This window comes from Natronolimnohabitans innermongolicus JCM 12255, from assembly GCF_000337215.1.
Lineage (GTDB): Archaea > Halobacteriota > Halobacteria > Halobacteriales > Natrialbaceae > Natronolimnohabitans > Natronolimnohabitans innermongolicus.
Genome location: NZ_AOHZ01000041.1, coordinates 14213 through 40845 on the forward strand (window position 1 = coordinate 14213; position 26633 = coordinate 40845).

Here is a 26633-nt window from a genome sequence, read left to right on the forward strand (position 1 = left end):
TCAGCCGACCGTCGTCGCGACGCCTTTCGTCTGTCGGTAATCGCGTCCCAGGATCGCCTCGAGTCGCGCGGCTAACGCGTCGCGTTCGGTATCAATCCACTCGCTGGGCTCCCGGATCGGGACGATCAGAAATCCTCGACCGCGAATCTCGGTGGCGTGGAGGGCGGGCATCTCGAGGTCGATCCGTCCTCGCTGCGTGGTGTACGTCTCGAGGACGCGATCGGTCGCGCGCTCGCCGACCGGCAACAGAATGTGTGCGTTGATCGCTCGGAGTTCGGCGTCGAAAAACCGCTCGAGGTCGTCGTAGGACCGATCGGTCGGCGCCTCGCCGTCGGGCAGACAGCACATGTGAACGTAGCTGCAGTACAGGTTCTCGAGGTCGGGACGATCCGCGGGGCCGTCGACGAAGCCGGTCTCGCGGAGGACCGACTGGAGGGCGGCGCCGGACTCCGTCTCGGTGAACGGCACGCCCGTCGTGCGGCCGCCGTGGACGCCGGGATGATCGCCGATCAGGTGAAAGTCGGCGTTGGCGTCGCCGTAGCCGAAGACGGCGGTCCGCTCGTTCGGGCCGGTCAGATCGAACGGCGGTCGGAGACCGAACGGGTTGCTCGTCCGCTCTGTAACGTTCTTCACGGGGGAGAAAAGCCCATCAAGGAGCATAACCACCACGGTTAGCGACGGGTATGCCGGTTGGGTCCTGGGTCCGCTCGATTCGGCCGAGACGCGTCGCGGATCGACGTCTAGGACTCCGGTTCCGTCTCGAGGCCGGCCTCCGCTCTCGGTTCGGCGACCGGCGGCGTCTCGTCGTCGACTTCGGCCGCGACGGTCGACTCGAGAAGCGAGGCCAGTCCGCGGCGCAGCCGTTGTGAGACCGCGGAATCGGAAATACCGAGTTGCTCGCCCAGTTCGACGAGCGTCGTCCGTCGTGGCACGTCGAAATAGCCGGCGTCGTAGGCCGCCGCCAGCAACTCCCGCTGGGGTGCAGTGAGGCCGAACTGCTCTCCGCCCGTCGACGTGACCGTCTCGTGGAGCTGGACGAGTTCGATCGAGATATCCTTCTCGAGGCAGGTCGTGTAGAACCCGGAGAGATCCTCGTAGCTCGAAAACCGCAGGCGAAAGGTCCACCGCGACGCGGAGCCGACGGCGCTGGTGACGATCACGTCACGTTCCCGAATCGACTCGAGGACGCCGTTGACGCGGCCGTTCCACGTTACCTTGACGAGCACGTGCTCGTCGGTCTCGTCGACGAGCGAGACGTCCGCGACGGCTCCATCCGCGTCCAGCGAGTCGACGAGCGAGTCGGCGACGCACGCCGGCGCCCAGAAGTACGGCACGACCGCTTCGCTCGTCGGGACCGTCGTCTCGACGGTCAGTCGTACGTCGTCGTCGTCGTCGAGCAGGGAGCCGAGCGGGAACTCGGCTGCCGGGACGGCGACTGTCGCGATGATACTCATCGATCGCGTCTCCCCGTGAACCGCCGATCGAACCGGTGTCGGCGACACGGTCGTTGCAGGTACTCCGACTGGCTCGAGGGGCGCTGTGTGTCACAGTACATGGAGGGTCGTTCGATGAAACATCCACAGGAGCTTACAAGAATTGGCCGGTTTGATATCGAAGTAGTTTAAGTACCGGCCGCTGCGTTAGAAGCGAACGTGATGGGTGACGAATCCGGTAGTTTTTACCACATCAGGCCGAATTGCGGCGTCTAGATGTACCAGGTCGGCCACTACGGCGCCGCGTTGCTCGCCTACGCCCCGCTCGGGACCGTCGTCGCCCTCGCCGGAAACGAGACGATGGCGCTGGTCGGTGCGCTCGTCTGCATCGCCCTCTCGACGCTCCCCGACTGCGACCAGCAGGTGCCGTTTCTCGCCCACCGCGGCCCGACGCACTCGTTTGCCTTCGCCGTCCTCGTCGGTGGCGGACTCGCCGGAATCACCGCCGTCCTCGTCGACGCCGCCACGCCGCTGTTAGACGTCGGCTTCGTCGCGTTCGCGTTCGTCGTCGGGACGCTTTCGATCGTCTCGCACATCCTGGCCGACGCTCTCACGCCGATGGGTATCCGGCCGTTCTGGCCGCTCTCGCGGCGCCACTACACGCTCGAGGTGACGAAAGCGGCGAATTCGATCGCCAACTACGTACTGTTCGGGATCGGCGCGACCGCCGCGGGGCTCGGCGTGGTGATCGTCGTCGTACTCGGGTGAGCAGCGGAAGAATCGAGTAGCAGAAATCGATCGAACGCGACGCCCCTCGATCGGTCCGTTACCGTGCGCGCTCGCTTGCGCCGGCCGCGCGTCGAGTCAGGTACAGCGCGACGGCGAACGTCGCAAAGAGGACGCCGGCGGCGATGACGTAGAGGTAGTCGAGCGCGGGATTGAACGTCATCACGGCGCGTCGACCGAGGAAGATCACGGCCATAGCCATCACCGTCGAACCGGAGAGCAACGCGGTCAACCGACCCGAGGCGAACCGGCGGTGTCCGACCATCGGCGCGACGATGACTGCCGTGAGCAACGCGAGCGTGACGCCGTACTGGGCCATCTGTACCGACGGGCTGTAAGACGTGATGTCGCCGACCACCAGCGGGCTGAGGGCGACGTGGAACGGCAGCGAGAGCAGGCCGAGGCCGAGCGCACCGGAGACGTGCGTCGCCGTCAGTCGGGGCCCCCAGACGAGGACGGTCGCGACGACGAACAGCGCGAAGATGAGCACGGCCGTCCAGAAGTGCAGCGACAGGATGTTCATCGTGTACTGCGTGACGGTCTCGCGGCCGAGGACGACCTGAATCGGCGTCAGAATCATCCCGGCGACGACCAGCGCGACGACGCGTCTATCGACGTCCGGAAGTCGGATCGAGGCGAGCGCGGTCCCGATGATGGCGAAGCCGGCGAACATGGCGACGAAGCGATGGAACCACTCGTAGAAACTCGGGATATTCGCCGGGAGCAGGTTGTACGGACCGGCGTCACACTGGGGCCAGTTGGCCTCGCAGGCGAGCCCCGAACCGGTCGCCTTCGCGGCGACGCCGAGCAGGATCGTCGCTGCGACCAACACGAGCGTCGTTGCGAGCAGATGGTGGAAGCCGAATCGTTCGATCAGCGGACGAACTACCGGGCGAGAGGTCTGACTATCGGTCGACACGGGCGTTCGAGCGAGGGTTAGGACCACCCGTACTTAGGTTGCCCGAGTCGTTCTTAGCTCGCTGGAATCGGCCGCTGTAGCGCCCCGAGACCGAACATTCCGGTTCCGAATCGACACAGTCGTCCCGACCGACGCGTTCGCGTCCGCCGCATTCAAGAGTCGGCCACGCCAGCACCCGGCATGGAGAACGCGAAACGCGAGCGACTCGAGGCCGTCCTCGAGTCGAACACCCTCGACTCGGTCTGGTTCGCCCGACCGAACAGCTTCGCCTGGCTGACCGGCGGGAGCAACGTCGTCGACCGGGAGACCGACGCCGGCGTCGCCGCTGTCGGCTACGACGGCTCGACCGTCCGACTCGTGGCGGACAACATCGAAGCCGACCGCATCGTCGCCGAAGAATGTCCGGCTCTCGACGCCGACGAAATCTCGGTCGAGCAGTTTTCGTGGCACGAATCGTCGCTCGCGGAGGCGGTCGCGGCCCGCGTCGACGATACCGAACGGGCGGCGATCGACCTCGAGCCGCCGGGATCGAATTTCGAGCGCGTGGATCCGACGCCGCTTCGCCAGCCCCTGACCGACCGCGACTGCGAGCGCTACCGCGAACTCGGCCGGCAGACGGCCGCCGCCGTCGAATCGGTCTGCCGAGAGCTGCGAGCCGACGACAGCGAACACGAGGTTGCATCCGCGCTCCGCGTGGCGCTCTCGGCGCGAAACGTCGAGGCGCCGGTCGTCCTCGTCGGCGGGGCCGAACGCGCCCAGCGGTATCGCCACTACACGCCGACGGAGGCCGAACTCGGCGACTACGCACTCGTCTCGGTGACGGCCCAGCGCGCCGGCCTCCACGCGAGCTGTACCCGGACCGTCGCCTTCGACGCGCCGTCGTGGCTCGAGGACCGCCACGCGAGCGCGGCACGCGTCGAGGCGACGGCGCTAGCGGCGACCCAGGACGCTGTTGCAACGGGCGGAACCGCAGGCGACGTTTTCAGCGCGATTCAGGACGCCTACGCCACCGTCGGCTACGACGGCGAGTGGGAACACCACCACCAGGGCGGCGCAGCCGGGTTCGCCGGCCGGGAGTGGATCGCGACCCCCGCCCACGACGCCCCCGTAACGGCGCCGATGGCGTACGCCTGGAATCCGACGGTCGACGGCGCAAAGAGCGAAGAGACGGTGCTCGTCGGAGACGACGACGGTGATGGCGACCACCCCCTCGAGGTGCTCACCGAAACCGGACGATGGCCAACGACGACGGCCAGCGCCGTCGGGTACGACCTCGAACTCGAGCGGCCGGCGGTGCTCGAACTCGAGGACTGAGAATCGAGAGCGAGGGCGAAGGCGCGAGAAACAGGCGGAAATACGACTGGACGAGTGGCCGAACGCCGATTACCGGTCGTCGTTTCAGTCCGACACGTCGTCGTCCGCGTCGTCCGCGTCGTCCGCGTCGTCCGCGTCGGCGGCGTCGGTCTCGTCCGCAGCGTCAGCGTCAGCGTCCGTCTCGAGCGCCTCGAGACCCTCGACGGTGATCGTTACCGGCTCGTCGCCGGCCCCGAGAGCGGGTTCGAAGTCGTCGGGCTCGCTGCGATCGAGGACGCGATCGAGCGTGAAGATGGTGTTCAGTTCCCGCTGGACCTGGTCGACGACGCCGCCGACGAGCTCGCTCGGTTGAATCGCGGTGTACTCGTAGGGGTTGTTCCCGGCACCTTCGCTCGCGCGTTTCTCCCGGGAGACCCGCTCTTCGTCGTGGAGTTCGGCGAGGGCCTCCCGGACCGTGCTCGGATAGAGGCCGGTTCCCTTCGCGACCTCCTCCGAGGTGCTGCCGGGATTCGCCAGCAGATAGACGTAGATCTTCGCACGCGTCTCGGTGTCGAGGATCCACGACAGCAGGTCGACGATTCGCTGGTCGACCTCCTCGATGGCCGTGGTTCGGACGCCGTCCTCGTCGGCGCTGCCCGCCGCGTCGGCGCCGACGTCGACAGCCCCCTCGGACCTCGAGTCGCGCTCCTGATCGACCGACCCGTTCGTCTCGAGTGCGTTCGGACCGTCCTCGCGATACCGCTCGTCTCCGCCGTCCACCCGTTGCTCGTCAATATCGTCTGGGACCATTATCCTCTCGTGAGACTCAAAGCTACCCACGGTCGTAAACCTTTGCGGGGGCGTGTCGCAGGGCGATCGTCGCTCATGAAAGTCGATGCACACTGATCGCCAGACAGCGTCGCAATCAGTGTGTAACACGTTTCAGGGGCTCCGATAGTGCGGCCGTCGGTCGCCTTACTCGAGTTACTCGGTCCCGAGCAAGAGCGACTCACAGAGGGCGTCTTCGCCGTCCTCCTCGAGCAGTCGCCGCTGGCGCTCGGCGCCGCTGTCGCGTTCGTAGACCGTCTTGATGCCGTCGATGCCGAGGCGTTCGCACTCGCGGTCGACGACCTCGCCCAGTTCGACCGTCCCTTCCATCTCTCGGTCGATGAAGCCGGCGTCGTGGCCGTGGCGGATCGCCCGCCACTTGTTCTCGTCGAGCAGTTCGCGGCGGTGGTCGCGAGCGTAGCCCTCGGCGCCGTCCTCGTAGTCCTCGGCGAGCGCCTCGACGAGCGCGTGGGCGTACTCGACGAACGCCATCACGACGTCTGGATCGGCCTGTCCGTCGGGCGTGCGCAGTTCGACCGTTCCGTGGGCCGTATGCGGGCGGACGTCGTACCAGAGCTCGCCGCGATCCTTGATCGAGTCCGTCTCGAGCATCCGGCGCTCGAAGCGGTCGAATGCCTCGTAGTCCTCGAAGTAGGTCGGCATCCCGGTGTTCGGCAGCGCCTCGAAAATCTTCGCCCGCGCGGACTGCAAGCCGGTGTCGAAGCCGTTCCAGTACGGCGAGTTCGCGGAGAGCGCGAGCATGATCGGGACGTACCAGCGCAGTTCGTTGGCGATCCAGACCGCCTTGTCTGCGTCGTCGACGCCGACGTGGACGTGAACGCCAGCGGTCGTGTTTCGATGCTGGGGGTACTGAATCCGATCCAACTGGGAGCGATACCGGGGCTTCTCGGCGTGCTCGAGTTCGCGCCACTTCGCCAGCGGATGCAGGCCGGCCGCGGCGATCCGATAGCCGTGTTCGGTGGCGTGGTCGACCAGCGCCCGTCGAATCTCGAGCAGGGACTCGCGGGCGTCTTCGGGGGCTTCGATCAGCGGCGTCTGCGTCTCGATGACGAACTTGAACAGTTCGTGATCCAGCCGGTCCTCGAGGATCTCGGGCGGGTCGTGTTCGTAGACGAGTTCGTCGGTGCCGCTGGTGGGACGGCCGGTCTCGTCGACGACGAAACACTCCTCTTCGATCCCCAGCGTGCCCATGCGCGTAAACGATTCCCGGGACCCGCGTTCCATCGTCTGCCGTTTTCGGCCGCGGTGGTAAATACCGTTTGGACTCGGCGGCGACGAATCGCCGACCGAGGGCGACGGCGACCGACTGCCACGGTTCGGTCACCAGGACGACGTTTCGATACGGATATCGTGGTCAGCAGCGTCGGACGCGCGTTCTCGGACAGCCCGCGAGATGTGGGGTATCGAAAACGCCCACGTCTCTCCGGCGCGAAGATCGGTGACGTTGGTCCACTCGTCACCCAACACGACGCCGTCACCGTCGTATATCTTCGCGATCACCTCGACGTACCGCTGATCGTCGTCGCTCTCGTTTTCCACCTCGCCGCTGATCGAAATGTCGTCGCCGGTAACGGTCATCTCGCTCGTAACTAGCGTCAGTCCGTCCGCGGCCTCGTCGAGGTCGTCGCTGAAATCGCCCTCGAGTTCGTATCCGTCGACGTCTTCGGAATCCGATCCGAAATGGTAGATGCGGGCGGACCACGTCTCGCCGCCCTCGAGGGAACTCAGCCGCGCGGTGTCGTTATCGAGATAATTCCCGCTCTCGTCGTACCAGTCGGCCTGTAGCGACAGCTCTCCACTCGCTGCACCGCCGCGGTTTTCGACCGTCGCTTCGACGTACACGTCGGTAGACCAGGTTCCCCGCTCGACGACGAGTTCGTGATCGACGATTGCGAGATCCGCCGAGTCAGACGAACCGTCTCCGCCGTTTCCGTTCTCGTTCCCGTTTTCGTTTCCGTCGTCGTCACCGTTGCGCGTGCTCCCGTCCATCTCTTCCGTCTCGGAAGCACACCCTGCGACGAGCGCCGAGAGTGCCGTTCCGCTCCCGAGAAGGAATCGGCGTCGGTCCATGACACCAACATTATATCGGGATACGATACGTGTTACGGCCCGGACGACTACTCGATCGGCTCGATGGCCGCTGAACCTCCCGCTCAGTCGTCGGCCGGGCTGGCCCCGCTCGACGCCCCGCTCAGGGGTTCGCCGAGCATCGCACGCAGGTCGGCCTCGGGTTCGGCGATCGGCCGGAGGCCGAACTCCGCCTCGAGCATGGAGACGATGGTCGCCGTCGGGGCGGCCATCCGTGGCGGCTGGATCAGGCCGCTGTGGACCGAGACGCTCGGCTGGGTGGCCGTGACGCCGTCGTTGATCGTCTTGCGCCTATTTTACTATAACCTCTCGCTCGCAGTCGGCGTCTTCGGTGGCGTGGCGCTGGCGGATGCGGTCCGGATCGCGCCGCTCTCGCTCGTGGCTGCGTTCGCCGTCGCCCTCGGCACGACGCTCGCGTTCCCGCGGATCGCGGAGTCGATCTACGCAGTCCTCCGAGACGCGTAACGAGGAGGGCGACTCGAGTCACGCGATCGATCGAGTCGGGCCCGATCAGGTCGCGACGGTCTCGGACTCGGGTTCGACGTCCGCCTCGTCCTCTCTGAGCTTGAACTTCTGGACCTTGCCGCTCGGATTCTTGGGGAGTTCGTCGACGAAGTAGTACTTGCGCGGGCGCTTGAAGTCCGCGAGCAGGTCGCTCTCGAGGGCGAACTCGTCTAAGTCGTCGGCGGTAACCCCGTCGGCGACGACGTAGGCGACGACGAGGTCGCCCCACTCGTCGTCCGGTTCGCCGACGACGGCGGCCTCCTCGACGGCGTCGTGGGAGAACAGGACGTCCTCGACCTCGGCGGGATAGATGTTCTCGCCGCCGGAGACGATCATATCGTCCTTGCGGTCGACGACGTAGAGGAAGTTGTCCTCGTCGAGTCGGCCGAGGTCGCCGGTGTAGTACCAGGTCGTTCCGTCGTGTTCGCGGAGGGATTCCTCCGTCGCTTCCGGTCGGTTCCAGTACTCGCGCATCGTACACGGACTGGCGATCAGGATCTCACCGATCTCGCCCTGTTCGACCTCCTGGTCGGGCGCGGCGTCGGGTTCGACGACGCGTACCTGGTGGTTGAGCCCCGCCTGGCCGGCCGACCCCTGCTTCGAGAGCTGGTCTTCCGGACGCTGGAAGACGCCGGCCGGGCCGATCTCGGTCATGCCGTAGGCCTGGAGGTAGTCCTCGCAGAGGTGCTCGCGGCAGTTCTCGAGGACCTGTTCCGGCATCGGCGCCGCGCCGTAGAGGCCGAGTCGAAGCGAGGAGACGTCGACGTCCATCTCCGCGGCGGTCAGCGACAGGCCGTTCCAGGCCGTCGGCGCACAGAACAGGAACGTGACGCCGTGCTCTTCGATCGCCTGCAGCGCGGCCTGGGGATCGAACTCGTGGTGGATGACGTTCGTCGCGCCGCGGTGGACTCGCGGGAACAGGTTGCAGTGGAGTTCGGCGCAGTGGTACAGCGGCATGACCGACAGTCCGACGTCGTCTTTAGTGATTTCGCCCTCGGCGATACAGAGGAGGTTGTGTTCGACCATGCTCCGGTGTTCGTGGACGACGCCCTTCGGCCGGCCCGTCGTCCCGGAGGTGTAGATGAACGCGTAGACGTCGTCTTCCTCGACGCGAACGTCGGGTCGGTCGGTCGAACCGGACTCGACCAGTTCGTAGAAGTCCGTCGCGTAGTCGGGCGCGTCGGCGTCGATGTAGACGTAGTCGTCCACCGTCTCGAGCGAGGGGCGTGCGCTCTCGATGGCCTCTCGAGTCGCCTCCTCGAAGAGTACCATCTCGGCGGCGGCGTCGTTGACGATGTACTCGATCTCCCCCGCCGGAAGCCGGAAGTTAAGCGGCGTGAACACGGCCCCGATCTTCGCGCAGGCGTAGACGGTAAGCGCCATCTCCGAGCCGTTGTGCAAGACCGTCGCGACGCGGTCGCCGGACTCGATCCCCGCCTCGAGCAGGGCGTTCGCCAGGCTGTTGACGCGGTCGTCGAACTCGGCGTAGGTCCACCGCTGGTCTTTGTGCGGATAGATAATCGCCTCGCGGTCGGGGTGGCGTTCGACCGTCTGCTCGAGAGTGTCACTGATCGTGGGGGGTTCAGACATAACGTGCTAGATTGCAACAAACCACCTTATATTTGTTATGGGATGAACAGGCGCAAAACCCCGCCGTTCACGGCGGGGATACACGCCGTCACTGGATGACACCATCCACCGATGACTGCCCGGCTGGATATTCCACGCTTCAATCCAAAACTATACAATACAACGTATCATAACCAGTTATGGAGACGTTCCCCGAATGCACATCCACCGCACCTATCGAGCGAAAATCCTCAACCACTCCCAAGTGGAGCGGATGCTCGACCTGCACGGGTGGAGTGCCAGCAAACTCTGGAACGTTGCAAACTATCACTCCCGCCAAGTGTGGGATGAAACGGGCGAGATTCCCGACGACTCGGACTTGAAACGCGAGTTGAAAGGTCACGACAACTACAAAGGACTCCACTCTCAGTCCAGTCAGCGCGTTCTGGAGGTACTCGCTGAAGCCTTCAACTCGTGGTACGGCAAACGCAAGAACGACAGTCGAGCGAATCCGCCCGGCTACCGCAAGAAAAACTACTACGACGACAACGGCAACCGCGTCCACGAAGAACACCCTCGCAGCACGGTAACGTGGAAGCAGAAAGGCATCTGTCACGACTCGAAACACAACCACGTTCGCCTCTCGAAAGGTGCGAACCACAAAGACCACCCACGCGACTGGGACTACATCCTCGTTGAGTACGAAACTCGTCCCGAAGTCACGGTTGAAAATCTGCAACAAGTCAGAGCCGTCTACGACAAGTCAAAGGGGCGATGGGAATTACACCTCGTCTGCAAGCACGAAGTTGAGACGCCTGACGCACCCGGCACCGAAACCGCTGGCGTTGACCTCGGTATCTGTAACTTCGCCGCCGTAGCATACAGTACCGAGGAGGCCGACCTATACCCCGGCAACCGTTTGAAACAGGACGGCTACTATTTCCCGAAGGAAATCGCCAAGTGCGACGACTCGGGCGGGAAAGAAGCTACTCGTCTGCACGCGAAGTGGTCGGAGCGCCGCACCCACTTTTTCCATAGTCTCGCCAAACACATCGTAGAGAGGTGTATCGAGCAAGGAGTAGGGCGAATCAACATCGGGAAGCTCAACGGCGTCCGTGAAGACGAGAACGGTGAGTCGAAAAACTGGGGTAAACACGGCAACCTCGACTTACACGGGTGGGCGTTCGACCGTTTCACGAAGATACTCACCTATAAGGCGAACGTTGAGGGAATCGAGGTCGTAGAAGTTTCTGAGCGCGACACGAGCAAGACGTGTTGCGTCTGCGGTAGGGCGGACAAAGGTCAGCGTGTCGAACGCGGCTTGTACGTCTGTGAGGAGTGTGACGCGGCGTTCAACGCGGACGTGAATGGAGCGGAGAACATCCGTCTCGACTTCAATCAAAGTAACTCCGAGTCTGCACCTGATTTGGGTGGAGATAGGAGTACCGGCTGGTTGGCACAGCCCGGAGTCTACCTTCATGACTTGTCCCACGGATTCTCACCGAGGGAACAAGTGGTAAACTGCAAACCGTAATATCCCAACGCTCGGGAATCCTCGCCCTTCAGGGCGGGGAGGATGTCAACTGTACGTTCTCCACTTCGTGTGCTGGAAAAACCGGGCGGCGGTTACTCCTACAGCGGCCGAGCGACGATTCCGAGATGGTCCGCGTGGTACGTTTCGAGCGACCGCGACTCGAGTACTTCGTACTCGTCCTCGAGTTCGGCCCGGACGTCGTCGAAGACGTCCTCGGGGTCGCGCGTCACGTCCTCGCTTCGGGCCTTGACCGCCAGCAGGAGACGGCCGTCGTCGGCGAGAAACCGCGCGTTCTCGAGGGCGACGCCGGCCTGCCCTCGCGTCGCGACGTCCTGAATCAGCGCGTCGACGCCGGACTCGACGACGTGAGCGTACGTCTCCGGCTTGCGGGCGTCCTTGAGCAGCGGGAAGAGCCGCGGCCGCGAGTCGGCGGCCTCGAGCAAGTCCCTCGCGGGCCGGGCGGCGAACTCGACGGCGTAGGTCGGGCCGGCGAAGTCCGCCACGTGACTCACCGTCGTGCCGCTGGCCGCACCGAGGTAGAGGACGGTCTCGCCGCCCTCGAGTCCGGTGTCCATCCCGAGTGCGAGCATCGCGCCGAGTTTCGACCGGGCGGGGTTCCAGGCGCGCCATCCCTCGTCGGTGGGCTCGCCGTAGACCGGGTCGCCGCGGGTCGCGAGGCGCTCGGCGCCGTCGATCTCGCGGCGTTCGACGCCGTCGGGAAGGTCGTCACGCATCGGCCTCACCCCCGTCGCCGTCGTCATCACCATCTGGGTCGGCGTCGCCGTCGGTCCGCGCCTGAATCGTCTCGATTCGCTCCTCGAGTTCCGCCTCGAGTTCCGGCTTCGGTTCGCCCGAGTAGTGGTCGACGCGGGCGGCGATGGCGAGTTTGCCCGCCAGCGCGCGGGCCGCCGACCCCCGCTCGTCGGGGTGGGTGCCGCGGACCGCGTCGTGGGTGAAGATGATCCCGTGTTTCGGCGACGGCGCGTGCCCGCGCAGGTGAGCGAACAGCGCGTCCTCGGCGCCCAACACCTGGACCGTCCCGCTCGGTTTCTTCGCCAGCGACTCGAGGCCGCCGGCCAGCGAGAGCAGGCGGGCGGCGAGGACGGGCCCCGCGAGCGCGGCGAGGTTGGGGGCGACCGTCGGCGTCCGGCGCTCGACGTACTCGCGGAGATCGTCGGCCTCGTCCGCGAGGTCGGCGACGCGCTCGGCGAGGGAGGCGAGGCGCTCCTGTCCGGCCGGGGGTTCCTTTCGCGTCGCGAGATCGCGGGCGTACTCGACGCCGGTGGCGGCGTCCGCGTCGACGGTCCCGCCCCACTCGGCGAGGCGTTCGGCGAGTTCGTTCGCGGTGCGCGTACAGTCGTCCATCGCTCGAACCGCGTGGACGAGTTGGCGGTCGTCGGCTGCCTCGCGTTCGGTCACCGCCACGCGGGTCGCCGCCGTCGTCGCGGCCTTCAGGGCGTCGTAGTACGCCGCTTCGTCGTCGACGACGCCCGACTCGAGGGCGATCGTGGGCCAGTCGGCGGGCGCGTTGGCCGAGCCCGACCGAACGGCCGTCGCAGCCGACTCGGGGTCGTCGAGATCGAGATCGGCGTCGGCGAACCAGCCGTCGGCCGCGCCGGAACTATCTGTCATACCCGTTCGTTCGTCGCCGGACTCGTATATGCGTTCTCGAAACGATCCGCCCCGTCTGTCCCGTCTCGTTCCATCACGTCCGCATCCAGGCACCCACGAGTCCCAACCCGACCGTCATCAGTGAGCGGGAACGTCGAAACACCTTTCGTCGCCCCTCCTAAATTTCCGGTACCCAATGTCCCAGCGGAGTGAGGGGTACTAATGTACGTACTGATCGTCGGCGCGGGCCAGGTCGGGAAGATGATCGCCTCGAACCTCGAGGACTCCCACGACGTCGCGGTGGTCGACCGCGACTCCGAGACCGCGGAGGACCTCACCTACGAGTACGACGTGCTCTCGGTCGAAGGTGACGGCACCGAACTCGAGACGCTCCGGGAGGCCGGCCTCGAGAAGGCCGATCTGGTCGTCGCCTCGACCGACAGCGACGAGACGAACATCGTGGTCTGCGGGACGGCAAAGACCGCGAGCGACGCGTTTACCATCGCGCGCGTGCGACGCCGAACGCTGTTGAACACGTGGGAGGGAACGCAGGGCGCCTTCGGCGTCGACTTCATGGTCTGTACCGACCTGCTGGTCGCACAGACGATCTTCCGGATCTCCGGATTCCCGCGGGCACAGGACGTCGAGACGTTCGCCGGCGGCCTCGTCCGAATGGCCGAGTTCGAGATCGGACCGCAGAGCCCGCTGGTCGGCGAGCGCGTCGAGGACGTCGACGAGTACGACTCGATGACCTTCGCCGGCGTCTTCCGAGGCGACGAGATGATCGTCGCGCGGGGCGACACCGTCTTCTGTGCCGACGATCGGATCGTCGTCATCGGCAGTCCGACCTCGGTCAAGGAGTTCGCGATGGCCAACGTCCCCGAGACGACCTCGAGCGCCGAGGACGTCGTCGTCGTCGGCGGCAGCGAGATTGGCTACCAGGCCGCCCGCGAGTTCGAAGCTCACGGCTTCGAGCCGAGACTCATCGAGCGCGACCACGACCGCGCCCGCGAGCTGGCCGAGGCGCTCCCGAAGACGTTCGTCATGGAAAGCGACGCGACCGACACGGAGTTTCTGGACCGCGAGCACATCGACGAGGCCGATATCGTGATCGCCGCCCTCGAGAGCGACGAGAAGAACCTGCTCGTCTCGCTGCTGGCCAGGCGGGTCGGCGTCGACCGAACGGTCGCGATCATCGAAAACACGGAGTACACCGACCTCTTCGAGACGGTCGGCGTCGACGTCGCGATCAATCCGCGGGAGGAAACCGCCGAGGAGATCGTCCGCTTTACGCGGACCAACCAGACCGAGAAGATCGCGATGCTCGAACACGACCGCGCGGAGGTGATCGAGGTCGAACTGGGGCCGGACAGCGCCCTGACCGGCCGACGGATCGCCGACTCGGCGGCCGACCTTCCCGACTGCGTCGTCATCGGCGCCATCTCGCGACGCGGCGACCTCGTGACACCGCGTGGCACGACGGTCCTCGAGGCCGGCGACCACGTCGTCCTCTTCGTCGACGCGGCGGTGTTAGACGAGGTCTCCACGGTGCTCTGACGGTCAGCGGTAGAGATCGAGCCGCCGGAAGATCGCGCCCAGTAGTACCGCGATCGGGATGATCTCGAGGCGCCCGATCCACATGTTGAAGATCAGCATTACCTTCGCGGCGTCGGGCATCTCCGGGGCGGTGATTCCGGCGTCGAGTCCGACGTTGCTCTGTGCGCTCATCACGTCGAAGATGACGTACTCGAGGGGATACTCGGCCGACAGCGTCCAGAGGAGGACGGCGACGCCGACGATCAGGAAGGCGATCCAGAGGACGAAGACGACCGTGGCCTCGGTGTACTCGCGTTCGGCCTGCTCCGAATCGAGCGTTCGTTTTCCGAGCCGCAGCCGTCGGATCGCCGCGTCCGGCGAGAAGACGCTCTTGACCTGCCAGAGCGTCCCCTTGAGGAGGGTGGCGACGCGGATCAGTTTCAGCCCGCCGACGGTCGACCCGGCGGCGGCGCCGGTGAGCATTCCCAGGCAGACGAACAGCGTCGCGCCGGCGGTCCAGACCTGCTCCGTCCCGCCGCCGATCGTCGCCGTCCCGAACCCGGTGTTCGATGTCGCGGAGACGAACTGGAACAGTCCGATCCGAAACGTCTCTTCGAGGGAGTCGTACTGGCCGTTCAGCCAGAGGAGCGCGGTTAAGACGATTGCACCGACGGCGAACCAGCCGAACACCCAGCGGGTCTGGAGGTCGGCGTAGAAGTTCCGCAGTTCGCCCTTGAGGATCAGGTAGTGGATCGGAAACGCGATGGAGCCGGCGACCATCACGGGAACGACGGCGTACTCGATCAGCGGGCTGCCGTAGTGGCCGATCGAGTCGGCGTGGATCGAGAACCCGCCGGTCGCGATGGCGGTCATCGCGTGGTTGACCGCGCCCCAGAGGGGCATCCCGACCGCGAGAAACAGCGCGATCGCGGCGATCGTGAAGCCGAGATAGAGCTTCCAGATCTCTGTAACCGTCGAGACGATACTGGGATGGATCTTCTCCGAGCGGGCCTCGCTCTCGTAGAGCGTGAGCGAGCCGCTTCCGGGTCGGGCGAGGATGGCGACGGTGAGGACGATGACGCCGACGCCGCCGATCCACTCGGTGAAGGAACGCCACCAGTGGAGCGACCGCGGCAGTTCCTCCTCGATCGCGGCCATCGTCAGCCCCGTGCTGGTGAAGCCGCTGATACTCTCGAAGATCCCGTTCAGCGGGTGGCGAAAGACGTCGACCGTGTCGGTCATCGCGGGCGTGTTCGCCCACGCGGGGAAGGGGTCGACCGCGATCGTCCACGCGATCAGCAGAAACGGCAGGCCGCCGAGGACGCCGATCGCCCCCCACGCGGAAGCTGCCGTCACCATGGCCTCGAGGCGGCCCATCTCGCCGGCGTCGCGGTACCGACGAGCGAGGGCGATCCCGATTCCGCCCATTACGAGCGCCGAGACGGCGAAGGCGGGCACCGCGTAGAACTCGCGGTTGACGGCGGCGATCGGGATCGAGACGACCAGCATGAGCGAGACCACCTGCAGAATCCGACCGAGGTCCCGGCCGACGACCCGATACTGGACCCTCATGCGCGATCGCCCGTAAACGCCGCGACCGCGTCCGACAGCGCCGCGTCGTCGGTAAAGACCGTCACCTGGTCTCCCGCCCTGATCGTCGTCTCCCCGCGCGGCGCCCGGATTTCCTCGCCTCGCTTGAGTGCGACGACGAGACAGCCCTCGGGTAACGCCCCGGTTTCGTTCGCCCGCTCGAGGGGCTGGTCGCTCATGGGGGCGTCCTCGGCGACGGTTAGTTCGACGAGTTCGGTCTCGTCGTCGAGGTCGACGAAGTCGCTGACGCCCGGATATCGTACCGAGTGGTAGAGATAATCGGCGATCAGTCGCTGTGGGTTCTCGATGAGCGTGACGCCGATCTTCTCGAAGACCGGCAGGTTCTCGGTGTCGTGAACGACGCTGACGAGGTTCGGAACGTCGTGTTCTTGCGCTAGTAACATCACCATGATGTTGACCGCGTCGACGTCGGTCGTCGAGATGACGGCGTCCGCCCGGTCGATCTCGGCGTCGACCAGCGTTCCGTTTTTCGTCGCGTCCGCGTTGAGCACGAGACAGTCGTACTCGGCGGCGACGCCGTTCGCGCGCTCCTCGTCGCGCTCGATGACGACGACGTCGTTGCCGTCGCGGACCGCGAGATCGATCAGGTTCGAGCCGATGCTCCCTGCGCCGATGATAACGATGTACATTGGATTCTCTCCGTTCGTGTGACTGCAATCAGCGGTCGCTCGAGTCGTCGTCCGTCCCGAGCCGCGAGAAGACGACGACCGGCTGTTCACTCTCGGTGATCAGTCTGTACGAGTCGTCGCCCGACAGCAGGCGGCGGAGTCGACCGCTCGGCGCCGTGGCGAACCCGATCGCGGTAGCGTCCACCTCGGCGGCTGCCGCGAGGATTTCGTCGACGACGTCGGTGCCGTACCTGAGTTCGCGTCGAATCGGCGGCCCGTCGGCGAACCGGTCCTCGACGATCGAAAAGATCCGTTCGGCCTGCTGCTGGCGCGCCTCGAGCGGTGCCTTGTCCATGTACCCCTCGGTCTTTTCGATGACGTGGACGACGGTGAGGAGTTCGACCGAGTCGTCGACCGCCGCCTCGAGTGCATCACAGGTCGCGTTCGCGTCATCTTCGTTGGCGATCGGTACGACCGTGTGTGCCACGAAGTCGGTCGTCATGGACCCCTCCGTCCGCGTTTCGGCCGCTCGTTTCGTTGTCGATCCGACATGCGTGTGCCATCGGCCTAGTTCAGGATTCAGTAATATATACCCATCGATATTCAGGATTCAACAAGCCCACCTTAAGCAAAGTAGTCAATAGATATTTCCCCAGCAGCTGCCGCGGTGTAGCAACGCTGAGGCGCAGTCGGCGAGCAAAGAGCAGGAGCCTTCAAGCCCGTGGACGTACGCACGGCTATGAGCATTCGGCTGGACGACGTGAACAAGCGTATCATCCACGCGCTGATGGACGACGCGCGCAACACCTCCGCACCGATGATCGCCGACGAGGTCGGCGTCTCTCCCGCGACGATCCGCAATCGAATCGACCAACTCGAGGAGGCCGGAATCATCAGCGGCTACCACGCGAACGTCGACTTCGAGGCGGCCGACGAGATGCTCACGACCCTCTACGTGGCGACGGTTCCGATCGAGGACCGCGTGCGCCTCGCCCAGCAGGCCCGAACGATCACCGGCGTCGTCAACGTCCGCGAACTGATGGCCGGCGAGGAGAACCTCCACGTTCTCGCCGTCGGCGAAAACGCGGATGCGATCAACGACGTCGCACGAGAGCTCACGGCGCTGGGGATCGAAATCGAAGACGAAAAACTCCTCCGGACCGAGCAGTTCCAGCCCTACCACCCCTTCGGTCCGAACGAAACCCACCAGCAGTTCTCCGATTACATCAGTCTCGCCGGAGGTAACGAGGTCGTCGAACTCACCGTCGACGAGGAGGCGCCGATCGCCGGGATGACGCTGGCGGAGGCCGGTCACGAGGACCTGCTCGAGGAGGGCGTCCTCGTCGTGTCGATCGAGCGAGACGACGACGTGCTCACGCCCACCGGCGAGAGCGAGATCCGGGCCGGCGACATCCTGACGGTGCTCTCGCGAGGCGGCGTCGCGGAATCGATCTTCGACGTTTTCGAAACCGAATCTGACTAGCTTCTTATTTTTGAAGCCGTAATTACAGCACCGATATCTACTCTTTAGTCACCACACTTATTTCGGAGCGACGAATCAGGAGCGAGTATATGGGTAACGCTACGGAATCGAAAACGGTCGCGGTCGACATCTCGGTCACGTCGATGCGGCGACAGCAGCGCCGGCGGGGTGTGATCGGGCATGGCTGACTCCGACCAGGAACTCGCCCGTGATCTCGGCTTCCTCGAGGCCTACACGCTCGGGTTGGGAACGATGATCGGCGCCGGTATCTTCGTGCTGCCGGGAATCGTTGCCGACAGCGCCGGACCGGCGAGTATGATATCGTTCGTGATCGGCGGGGTCGTCGCCCTGCTGGCGGCGCTATCGCTGTCGGAACTGGCCACGGGGATGCCGAAGGCCGGCGGCAGCTACTACTACGTCAACCACGCGCTGGGCAGTTTCTTCGGGACGATCGTCGGCTGGGGAATGTGGGCCGGGTTGATGTTCGCGACCGCGTTCTACATGCTCGGCTTCGGACAGTATCTGCTCGATCAGCCTTCCGACGCACTGGCGGTCATTCTGGCCGGGCTGGTGATGGCCTCGCTGCTCGTCGCGATCAACTACCGCGGGGTCAAGGAGACGGGCTCGTTGCAGAACGTCATCGTCATCCTGCTGGTCGGCCTCATCATCGTCTTCATCCTCGTCGGATTGCTGGCGATCAATCCGGACTTGCTCGATCCGTTCGTCCGCGAGGGCGAGGGGTGGCCGGTCGTCGCGGCCACGGCGGGGACGGTGTTCGTCACCTTCATCGGTTTCGAAGTGATCGCGACCAGCGCCGAGGAGATCGAGGATCCCGGCCGGAACCTCCCGCTGTCGATGATCGCAGCCGTCGTCACGCCGACGATCCTCTACGTGCTGGTCATGCTCGTCAGCACGGGAACGCTGCCGGTTCCGGAGCTGGCCGCCTCGGACGTTCCGGTCGCCGACGTGGCCGCCGAGGCCGCCGGGCAGTTCGGCGCGCTCGCCCTCGGCGAGTACACCCTCGAGTTCGCGACCGTCGGCTCGATACTGATGATCGCCGGGGCGGTGCTGGCGACGATCTCGTCGGCCAACGCGTCGATCCTCTCGGCCGCGCGGGTCAACTTCGCGATGGGACGGGACAAGATCCTCACGAACTGGCTCAACAAGATCCACGACGAGTATCGGACGCCCTACCGGGCGATCCTCGCGACCGGTGCCGTCATCCTCGCGCTCATCGCGAGCCCGCTGCCGATCGACACGCTCGCGGACGTGGCGAGTTTCATGTTCCTCATCACCTACGCGCTCGTCCACGCCGCGGTCGTCGTTTTGCGGCGGGCGGATCCCGACGAGTACGATCCGGACTTCCGGATCCCCTCGGCGCTGTACCCCGTCGTTCCGTTCGTCGGCTTTCTGGCCTGTATCGGTGTTATGCTCCAGATGGCGACGGTCGTGCAGGCGATCGGCCTCGGAATCGTTCTCGTCGGCGTTCTCTGGTACCGGTTCTACGCGAAAGAACAGGCGATCTCGACGACGCTGATCGGCGAGGCCGTCGCGCCCCAGACGCCGGAAGCCGTCGAGGGCGACGCCTACCGCGTCGTCGTCCCCGTCTCGAACCCCGAAACCGAACGACCGCTGCTGAAGTACGCCGCCGCGAGCGCCGCGGGCGAAGACGTCGCGGGCGAACTCGTCGCCGTCAACGTTATCGAAGTGCCGCCACAGACCTCGCCGGCACAGATCGAGTTCGAGGAAGAACGCGTCGATCGCCAGCGACAACTGCTCGACACCGCCCGCGACGTCGCCGAGGACCTCGACGTGTCGATCCGAACGCGAGCGATCGTCGGCCGCAGCGCCGGCGACACGCTCCTGAACGTCGTCGACGAGGAGGACGCCGACCACATCCTGCTCGGGTGGGCCGGCGAGCGCCGGCGGCGGGACGTGATCTTCGGCTCGACGATCGACCCGCTGCTCGAGCGGGCGCCGTGTGACGTAACGCTGGTCAAAGATCCCACCGAGTCGCCGGACGACATCGTCACGCTCGCCGGCACCGGACCGAACGCGTCGACCTCGGCGCGGCGGGCAGGCGAACTGCACCGAGCGTTCCCCGACAGTACACTCACGCTGTTGAACGTTCAGCCCGAACCGGACGAGGAAGCCGAGATCGATCCCGACGACGTCGGCCACGAGACGATCGAAGACGTCGCCGACGAGGCGCTACTGAGGGACGACGAATACCAGTCCCGCGTCGTCGTCGCGGACGAGATTCAGGACACGCTCGTCGGCGCGGTCGCCGAGTACGACGCCGTCGTCGTCGGCGCAACCGGTACCAGCACCGTCGCCCAGGCCCTGTACGGTTCGATCCCGCAGCGGATCGTCACCGAGAGCGACGGAACGGTTATCATGGCTCGCGGAGAGCAACGCACACCCCGGACGTTCCGACAGGCGATCATCCAGCGACTCGAGCGATCGTAGTCGGGGATCCCGGGGGGCGCCTCGATCACGAGTCCAAACTGGGCCTGAACGTACCCCGACGGATCCGATTCCCGAATTCGGTTTCGTCGTCCGTTCTCAGTCGGGCTCCGCCGCTGCTCCGTCAGCGACGAGCGTCGACCCGAGTAGCGAGCGCCGGGACCCGACCCTCCCGTGAAGTCAGAGCATCGCCGTGGCGATCGAGAGACGCGCCGAGCGATCTCGACTCGAATTGGTGCTATCGAATCGATCGCAAGGTGGCTCCAAGGAGAGATATCGGCCGTTCAAACGGGCGCCAACAGGAGAAAGTGAGCGGAACAGGTCGGATCGCTGCCGATCGATGCTCGGAACCGAGGGAACACTGGACGGCTGCGGAAAACGGACAGAAACGTACCGCATCACCACCCAGCGACCGGGCGATTAATCTCCGCCGAAGCCGCCGAAGAGTCGACTCCACAGCGATCGGTCGGTCGGCCGCTCGGCCATAACGACCGAACAGTCGACCTCGTTGACGACGTCGTAGGCGAGCGAGCCGGTCAGCAGCCGCGAGAGCAGGCCGCGTTCGGTCGCACCGATGACGATCAGCGAGTGATCGCGAGCGGCCGTCGCGATGGCGTCCTCGACGTCGGCGGACGTGTCGACGCGGATCGCAGCGTCCTCGAGGCCGTGGTCGTCAGCCCACTCGCTGAGGAACGCCTCACCGGCCGCCTGCTCGCCCTCGTCGACGACGTGCAACAGCGTGATCTCGGAGCCGACCTCGTCGCGCAGGTAGCATGCCAGTTCGGCGCTGAGATCGGAGTCCGGACCGCCCGCGGTCGGGACGAGGACGCGTTCGGGCTCGAGGCCGCGGTCGTTCAGGACGAGGAAGTCACACGGTAGGTCGTGGGTGAGTTCATCGAGCGGCCGTTCGGCGCGGCCGGCGCTCCAGGCGCGGTCGCCGCCCCACCCCATGACGACCGTGTCGGCTTGCTCGCGGCGAGCCGTGTCGAAGACCTCCTCGAACGAGCGGTGAGAGACGACGGTCTGGACCTCGACGGGGACGTCGAGGGTCGTGGTGCTCTCTTGAACTTGCGTCATCAGCGCCCGTGATTCCTCGTCGATCCGCTGGATGTGCTCGGAACCCTCTTGCAGGGGCGTCTGATCCGGCACCTCGACGATGTGGACGGCCTTGACGACGCCGTCGTTGGCCTTCGCGACCACGCTGGCAAGCGAGAGAAGCTGCGACTCCGTCCGCGGATTCGAGACGGGAACAACGACGGTATAGTCCTCGTTTCCGGCCGGCTTGGCGACGTTTGCGGCCGAAACCGCGGCGTCCGGCATCTCCTCGGATCGCGAAAGGATGTAGTCGCTCAGGATCCCTTCCCGGTCGGTCTTGGTTCGCGCGTACACGAAGTACCAGACGACCGCGAAGACGACGAACACCATGCTGATCGCGGTCGCGAGCGGGTCCATGAAGTAGATCAGCGCGAGCGAGAGGACGAAGCCGGCGATCGGCAGGAACGGGTAAAACGGCACCTCGAAGTCGGGATCGTACTCCGGCGGATTGGTCTCGCGGAAGACGATCAGCGAGGCGTTGATCAGCGCGTAGACGACCAGGTGGAGCACGCTCGCCGCACTCGAGAGGATCTCGACGGTCTCGCCGAGCGCGACGATGAAGATGATGATCATAGCACCGGTGACGGCGATCGATCGGTACGGCGTCGCGAACCGGGGGTGGATCTCGTTGAGCGAGTCGGAGACGATCTTGTCACGACCCATCGCGAAGTTGATCCGGGCCGAGGCGAGGATCGACGCGTTCGCCGACGACGCGGTCGCGAGCAGCGCTGCGATCGTGATCGACGTCACGCCGACGCCGAGCAGCGAGAACTCGAGAACCGGAAGCTGGTAGTCAAAGACGATCTCGGCGGCGTAGGACATCGGCGCGTTCTCGACCGTGTCGAGGAAGAACTCCTCGTGGGGGATCAGGCCCATCAGGATGCCGACGAGGATCGTGTAGATGACCATCACGATCCCGACGCTGCCGATGATCGCGATCGGGAGGTTCCGGCCGGGATTCTTGAGTTCCTCGCCGATCGTCGCGATCTTCGCGTAGCCGAGGTAGGAGACGAACACGAGCGCCGCGCCGGGGAGGATCGCGCCGACGCCTTCGGGCGCGTAGCTACCGTCTGCGGCGACGGTTCCCCAGTCGAACGAGAAGAAGCCGACGACGGCGAAGATCGTCAGCAGGCCGAGCAAAACAGTGACGATCGCGGTCTGGATGCCGCCGGTCTCCTTCGCGCCGATGTAGTTGACGCCGACGAACACGGCGCCGGCGATGACAGCGCCGATCTGGATGTCGGTGAGAACGATCGGACCGAGCGCGATGGTCGGCAGTAAGGCGACCTCACCGAGCCCCGGAACCGGAACGACGACTCCGTCGAGGAGATCGGCGAGGTAGCCGCCGAAACCGATGCTGTAGAACGCCGAGGCGAACGCGAGCCCGATCCAGTCGCCCATTCCGGAGATCGATCCGAACAGCGGTCCGAGCGCGCGGTTGATGTAGTAGTACGCGCCGCCGGCTTTCGGCATCGCCGTCCCGAGTTCGCTCACCGAGAAGGCGTTGATCATCGCGATCATTCCGCCGATGATAAACGAGAGGACGACCGCCGGACCCGCCTCCTGTGCGGCGATTCCGGGGAGGACGAAGATCCCCGCGCCGATCATCGTCCCGATACCGATCGCGAGCGCGGAGATGAGCCCGAGGTCCTTGGCCAACTCCTCGTCGCCGCTCATCGTGGTCCCCTCCGTTTCGAGCGTTCGTCAGGGACCACCAGTGTATAGAGTAACATAATTGGATCCAGAGCGTGCTACACTCTCGGTATCGTGACCGATGGAATCTCGAACCTTAAGAGGTTCGTCTTCCGTTTTCGATCGGTGCCGATTGTATCGAAACCGGAATATTTCCGGTGTTTGTTCCCGGATCCTGATCGGTGGCAACTATTGACGTGTGCGCTCGAGGTCGGTGGGGGAGACGGGAGAACGGTATCGGAAGCGACGGAGACCGCGGCCGAGCGATCACTTCGCCGCCCGCTCGAGGATCTGCGTCACAGCCCAGACGACCCATAAAAAGATGAGAACGATGAACGCGCCCATTTCGATCCGAACAATCGTGCCGCGCCAGATCGTGAGTACGATCGCGACGACCGCAATCGAGACGGCGGTCACCGTGAAGACGTCGAAAAACGAAGTCGGCTGACGGATGTTAGGCAGTCGACCAATTCCCATCGAAAACGCGTACGGGTCGGATCCATATAGTTACTCGCCCGACAGACAAAACACGTCGACGGCCCGTCGCACATCGCCAACTCGACCGCGATCGAAAGACGGCGATACTGAGGAATCGAAAAAACGTACTTATAATGGATAACGGTAATAGGGAAGGCCTATTCGGTGGGATTATGTATCGGCAAACAGTCGATGGTCCCGTGCTTTCCGACCAGTCGAAGTCGGGCGTGAAAGCGTGAGCCTCCGCGTCGATTGGCGGGCGAGCGTCTCGCTCACGGGCACCGTCCTCAAGTATATCGCGCTGGCGCTGTTGGTCCCGCTGGCGGTCGCGATCGTCTACCGGGAGGACATCCTCGTCTTCGTCGCGGCGATCGCGATCACCGTCGCTATCGGGGAGGCCTTCGAGCGACTCGAGCCCGATCCGGACCTGCGGCCGCGGGAAGCGATGCTGCTCGTCGCGCTCGCCTGGTTTGCGGTTGCGCTCGTCGGGGCGATTCCGTATCTTCTTGCAGGCTACGGGACCGAATCGGCGCTCAGGCTGCCGATAAACGCCGTATTCGAGTCGATGTCCGGATTCACGACGACCGGCGCCACCGTGATGGCAGAGATTTCCGTCGAGCACCACTCTCACGCGATCATGATGTGGCGCCAGCTCACTCAATGGCTCGGGGGGATGGGGATCATCGTCCTGATGATCGCAATTCTACCGGAGCTGGCGGTCAACGGCGCCCAGTTGGTTCGCCTCGAGGCGCCGGGTCCGGAACTGCAGAAGCTCACGCCGAAGATCGCCGAGACGGCGCGCATCCTCTGGATCGTCTACTTCGGCTTCACGATCGTCCTCGTCGGGCTGTTCTACGGACTTCACCTCGTCGGGCTGGCGCCGAACATGTCCTTCTACAACGCGGTCGCACACGCATTTACGACGCTACCGACCGGCGGATTTTCTCCCGAAGCGAACAGCGTTGCGGCCTTCGGTGCAGTCGTCCAGTGGGTGTTCATTCCGTTCATGATCGTCGCCGGAACCAACTTCGCGCTGTTCTGGTACGTCTTTCACGACAAACCGACGCGATTTCTGCAGAACACGGAGTTCCGAACGTACGCTGGTGCGATTGCCGTACTCAGCGGACTACTCGGCGTCTTACTGTACGGTGGCGCCGCTCCTGCTCTCGGCGCTCTCGGCGGAACGACCGAGGGCGTCGGCGAAAACGCGCTCCGCCACGCCCTGTTCCAGATCGTCTCCCTGTTGAACTCGACCGGGTACGCGACCAGCGACTTCGAACAGTGGGATTCGACCGCCAAGGTCGTCCTGCTGGTAGCCATGTTCATCGGCGGGAGCGCCGGGTCGACCGGCGGCGGCATCAAGATCATCCGCTGGCTGGTCGTCTTGAAGGTCGCCAGACGGGAACTGACGACCGCCGCACACCCCTCGGCAGTGCAGCCAATTCGCCTCGGCGGCGCCGTCATCGACGAAGACGTCGTCCGCGGCGTGCTCGGATTCACGCTCCTGTTCTTGCTCGCGTTCGTCGTCGCGACCGTCTTCATCGCGCTCGACGCGGCCCGGGTCGGCCTCGAACTTTCCGTCCTCGAGGCGATCAGCGCGAGCATCGCGACCATCGGCAATATCGGTCCGGGCTTTGGCATGGTTGGTCCGTTCGGTGGCTACGGAGACTTTCCGACGTCCTCGAAGCTCGTCATGATCTTTCTCATGTGGATCGGCCGCCTCGAGATCATTCCGGTGCTCGTCCTGTTTACGGGGGCGTTCTGGAAGCGGTGATTCGACCGCCGCTTCGGTGACGAGCCGAGTTGAATCGCGCACCTCGGGTCTGGCACAGACAGGGCCTCGATTTACCCGTTCGTTGGGCGAGAGATCCACGTGAGACATATGGACGGAACGATGGAGGCGCTCACCTGGCACGGCGAACAGGACGTCCGCGTCGACGAGGTTCCCAAACCCGAGGTCGTCAACCCGAGCGACGCGGTGATCGAGATTACAGCGACGGCGATCTGCGGCTCCGATCTCCACCTCTACAACGGCTACATGCCCGGGATGCGGGAAGGCGACGTGCTGGGTCACGAACCGATGGGCGAGGTCGTCGAGGTCGGCGACGAGGTCGAGACGCTCGAGGTCGGCGACCGCGTCGTCGTCCCCTTTACGATCGGCTGTGGCTCCTGCTGGTTCTGCGGCGAGGATATGTACTCGCTGTGCGACAACTCGAACCCGAACGCCGAGGTGGCCCGCAAGGCGATGGGCCACTCGCCGGCGGGCCTGCTCGGGTTCTCGCACCTGCTCGGCGGCTACGCGGGCGGGCAGGCGGAGTACCTGCGGGTGCCCTACGCCGACGTTGGCCCCGTGAAAATCGAGTCGGACCTCCCCGACGAGCAGGTGCTGTTTCTCTCCGATATCTTCCCCACGGGCTACATGGCCGCCGAAAACGCCGAGATTGAGCCCGAGGATACGGTCGCCGTCTGGGGCTGTGGCCCGGTCGGCCAGTTCGCCATCCAGAGCGCCTGGATGCTCGGCGCGAATCGCGTGATCGCCATCGACAGGATTCAGGAGCGCCTGGATATGGCCAGTTCGCACGGCGACGCGGAGACCATCAACTTCGAACACGAGGACGTCTACGACCGGCTGATGGAGATGACCGGCGACCGCGGTCCCGATCGGTGTATCGACGCCGTCGGCACGGAGGCCCACGGGACGGGTCTCAAGGGCGTCACCGAGAAGGTCAAACAGGAGATGCACCTGCAGGACGACCGCGTCCACGTCCTCCGCCAGGCGATCAAGTGCTGTCGGAAAGGCGGCACGATCTCCGTTCCGGGCGTCTACCTCCGCGAGGGCGACAACGTGCCGCTCGGGCCGATGATGAACAAGGCGCTGACGATCAAGACCGGCCAGACCCACGTCCAGCGCTACCTCGATCCGTTACTCGAGAAGATCGAGGACGGCGAGATCGATCCCTCGTTCGTCATCTCACACGAGGAGCCGCTGACGTCGGGGCCGGAGCTCTACGACACGTTCAACCGAAAAGACGACGAGTGTATCAAGGTGATGCTGACGCCCTGACGGACGGACCGAAAC

General features: G+C 65.0%; 23 protein-coding genes. 9 read left to right on the top strand and 14 right to left on the bottom strand.

Going from position 1 to position 26633, the window contains the following annotated elements:
- Together C493_RS07735 and C493_RS07740 are read right to left on the bottom strand one after the other, a co-directional pair.
- Positions 1–633 carry a uracil-DNA glycosylase family protein gene (locus C493_RS07735; protein WP_007258872.1) on the bottom strand — a complete coding sequence of 211 codons (633 nt, stop codon included), beginning with the start codon at positions 631–633 and terminating at the stop codon, positions 1–3.
- 107 nt (positions 634–740) lie between these two features.
- Positions 741–1454, bottom strand: a complete 714-nt coding sequence (locus C493_RS07740) for a helix-turn-helix domain-containing protein (protein WP_049889245.1) — start codon at positions 1452–1454, stop codon at positions 741–743.
- Between the two features lie 255 nt (positions 1455–1709).
- Here C493_RS07740 and C493_RS07745 point away from each other — a divergent pair, with 255 nt between their 5' ends.
- Complete coding sequence (locus C493_RS07745; RefSeq protein WP_007258874.1) at positions 1710–2201, top strand: metal-dependent hydrolase; 492 nt, start codon at positions 1710–1712, stop codon at positions 2199–2201.
- A gap of 58 nt (positions 2202–2259) precedes the next feature.
- On the opposite strand, the gene C493_RS07750 is transcribed toward C493_RS07745, so the two are convergent.
- Positions 2260–3138, bottom strand: coding sequence for a cytochrome oxidase assembly protein (locus tag C493_RS07750; protein WP_049889246.1), 879 nt, complete (start codon positions 3136–3138; stop codon positions 2260–2262).
- Between the two features lie 180 nt (positions 3139–3318).
- Between C493_RS07750 and C493_RS07755 the strand changes: the two genes are divergently transcribed.
- Positions 3319–4452: a M24 family metallopeptidase gene (locus C493_RS07755; protein ID WP_007258876.1), complete on the top strand. Its 1134-nt coding sequence runs from the start codon at positions 3319–3321 to the stop codon at positions 4450–4452.
- A gap of 84 nt (positions 4453–4536) precedes the next feature.
- On the opposite strand, the gene C493_RS07760 is transcribed toward C493_RS07755, so the two are convergent.
- The 3 genes from C493_RS07760 to C493_RS07770 all read right to left on the bottom strand — a co-directional run bounded on the left by C493_RS07760 (position 4537) and on the right by C493_RS07770 (position 7350).
- On the bottom strand, positions 4537–5241 hold the full coding sequence (locus C493_RS07760) for a helix-turn-helix domain-containing protein (protein WP_007258877.1): 705 nt from the start codon (positions 5239–5241) through the stop codon (positions 4537–4539).
- A gap of 174 nt (positions 5242–5415) precedes the next feature.
- Positions 5416–6504 (bottom strand): glutamate--cysteine ligase, encoded by a 1089-nt coding sequence (locus C493_RS07765; protein ID WP_007258878.1) that lies wholly within the window; start codon positions 6502–6504, stop codon positions 5416–5418.
- Between the two features lie 96 nt (positions 6505–6600).
- Complete coding sequence (locus C493_RS07770) at positions 6601–7350, bottom strand: FxLYD domain-containing protein (protein ID WP_007258879.1); 750 nt, start codon at positions 7348–7350, stop codon at positions 6601–6603.
- Positions 7351–7548: 198 nt separating this feature from the next.
- Here C493_RS07770 and C493_RS07775 point away from each other — a divergent pair, with 198 nt between their 5' ends.
- Positions 7549–7833: a hypothetical protein gene (locus C493_RS07775; protein ID WP_007258881.1), complete on the top strand. Its 285-nt coding sequence runs from the start codon at positions 7549–7551 to the stop codon at positions 7831–7833.
- A gap of 45 nt (positions 7834–7878) precedes the next feature.
- Here C493_RS07775 and C493_RS07780 read toward each other — a convergent pair whose 3' ends face one another.
- A complete protein-coding gene (locus C493_RS07780) occupies positions 7879–9462 on the bottom strand; it encodes a fatty acid--CoA ligase (protein ID WP_007258882.1) in 1584 nt (527 codons plus the stop codon).
- Positions 9463–9658: 196 nt separating this feature from the next.
- Between C493_RS07780 and C493_RS07785 the strand changes: the two genes are divergently transcribed.
- A complete protein-coding gene (locus C493_RS07785; RefSeq protein WP_007258883.1) occupies positions 9659–10975 on the top strand; it encodes an RNA-guided endonuclease InsQ/TnpB family protein in 1317 nt (438 codons plus the stop codon).
- Between the two features lie 98 nt (positions 10976–11073).
- Here C493_RS07785 and C493_RS07790 read toward each other — a convergent pair whose 3' ends face one another.
- Together C493_RS07790 and C493_RS07795 are read right to left on the bottom strand one after the other, a co-directional pair.
- Positions 11074–11709, bottom strand: coding sequence for a fibrillarin-like rRNA/tRNA 2'-O-methyltransferase (locus tag C493_RS07790; protein ID WP_007258884.1), 636 nt, complete (start codon positions 11707–11709; stop codon positions 11074–11076).
- Positions 11702–12607 (bottom strand): NOP5/NOP56 family protein, encoded by a 906-nt coding sequence (locus C493_RS07795; protein WP_007258885.1) that lies wholly within the window; start codon positions 12605–12607, stop codon positions 11702–11704. Before C493_RS07795 ends, C493_RS07790 begins: the two co-directional genes overlap by 8 nt.
- 201 nt (positions 12608–12808) lie before the next feature.
- Between C493_RS07795 and trkA the strand changes: the two genes are divergently transcribed.
- Positions 12809–14143 carry a Trk system potassium transporter TrkA gene (trkA, locus tag C493_RS07800; RefSeq protein WP_007258886.1) on the top strand — a complete coding sequence of 445 codons (1335 nt, stop codon included), beginning with the start codon at positions 12809–12811 and terminating at the stop codon, positions 14141–14143.
- 3 nt (positions 14144–14146) lie between these two features.
- On the opposite strand, the gene C493_RS07805 is transcribed toward trkA, so the two are convergent.
- The 3 genes from C493_RS07805 to C493_RS07815 are packed head-to-tail and all read right to left on the bottom strand — an operon-like array spanning position 14147 to position 16843.
- Entirely contained in the window at positions 14147–15694 is a 1548-nt protein-coding gene (locus tag C493_RS07805; protein WP_007258887.1) for a TrkH family potassium uptake protein, read from the bottom strand.
- Positions 15691–16452 (bottom strand): potassium channel family protein, encoded by a 762-nt coding sequence (locus C493_RS07810; protein WP_275039828.1) that lies wholly within the window; start codon positions 16450–16452, stop codon positions 15691–15693. Before C493_RS07810 ends, C493_RS07805 begins: the two co-directional genes overlap by 4 nt.
- On the bottom strand, positions 16391–16843 hold the full coding sequence (locus tag C493_RS07815; RefSeq protein WP_007258889.1) for a universal stress protein: 453 nt from the start codon (positions 16841–16843) through the stop codon (positions 16391–16393). Before C493_RS07815 ends, C493_RS07810 begins: the two co-directional genes overlap by 62 nt.
- Before the next feature lie 237 nt (positions 16844–17080).
- Between C493_RS07815 and C493_RS07820 the strand changes: the two genes are divergently transcribed.
- Together C493_RS07820 and C493_RS07825 are read left to right on the top strand one after the other, a co-directional pair.
- Positions 17081–17824 carry an Lrp/AsnC family transcriptional regulator gene (locus C493_RS07820; RefSeq protein ID WP_007258890.1) on the top strand — a complete coding sequence of 248 codons (744 nt, stop codon included), beginning with the start codon at positions 17081–17083 and terminating at the stop codon, positions 17822–17824.
- Positions 17825–18004: 180 nt separating this feature from the next.
- Positions 18005–20293: an amino acid permease gene (locus tag C493_RS07825; RefSeq protein WP_007258891.1), complete on the top strand. Its 2289-nt coding sequence runs from the start codon at positions 18005–18007 to the stop codon at positions 20291–20293.
- A gap of 417 nt (positions 20294–20710) precedes the next feature.
- On the opposite strand, the gene C493_RS07830 is transcribed toward C493_RS07825, so the two are convergent.
- Together C493_RS07830 and C493_RS07835 are read right to left on the bottom strand one after the other, a co-directional pair.
- Entirely contained in the window at positions 20711–23062 is a 2352-nt protein-coding gene (locus C493_RS07830) for an amino acid permease (protein ID WP_007258892.1), read from the bottom strand.
- A gap of 282 nt (positions 23063–23344) precedes the next feature.
- Complete coding sequence (locus C493_RS07835; protein WP_007258893.1) at positions 23345–23554, bottom strand: hypothetical protein; 210 nt, start codon at positions 23552–23554, stop codon at positions 23345–23347.
- A gap of 235 nt (positions 23555–23789) precedes the next feature.
- On the opposite strand from C493_RS07835, the gene C493_RS07840 reads away from it, so the two are divergent.
- Both C493_RS07840 and C493_RS07845 read left to right on the top strand, forming a co-directional pair.
- Entirely contained in the window at positions 23790–25328 is a 1539-nt protein-coding gene (locus C493_RS07840; protein WP_007258894.1) for a TrkH family potassium uptake protein, read from the top strand.
- A 120-nt stretch (positions 25329–25448) separates the two neighbouring features.
- Positions 25449–26618 carry a zinc-dependent alcohol dehydrogenase gene (locus tag C493_RS07845; RefSeq protein WP_007258895.1) on the top strand — a complete coding sequence of 390 codons (1170 nt, stop codon included), beginning with the start codon at positions 25449–25451 and terminating at the stop codon, positions 26616–26618.
- Positions 26619–26633: the final 15 nt, after the last annotated feature.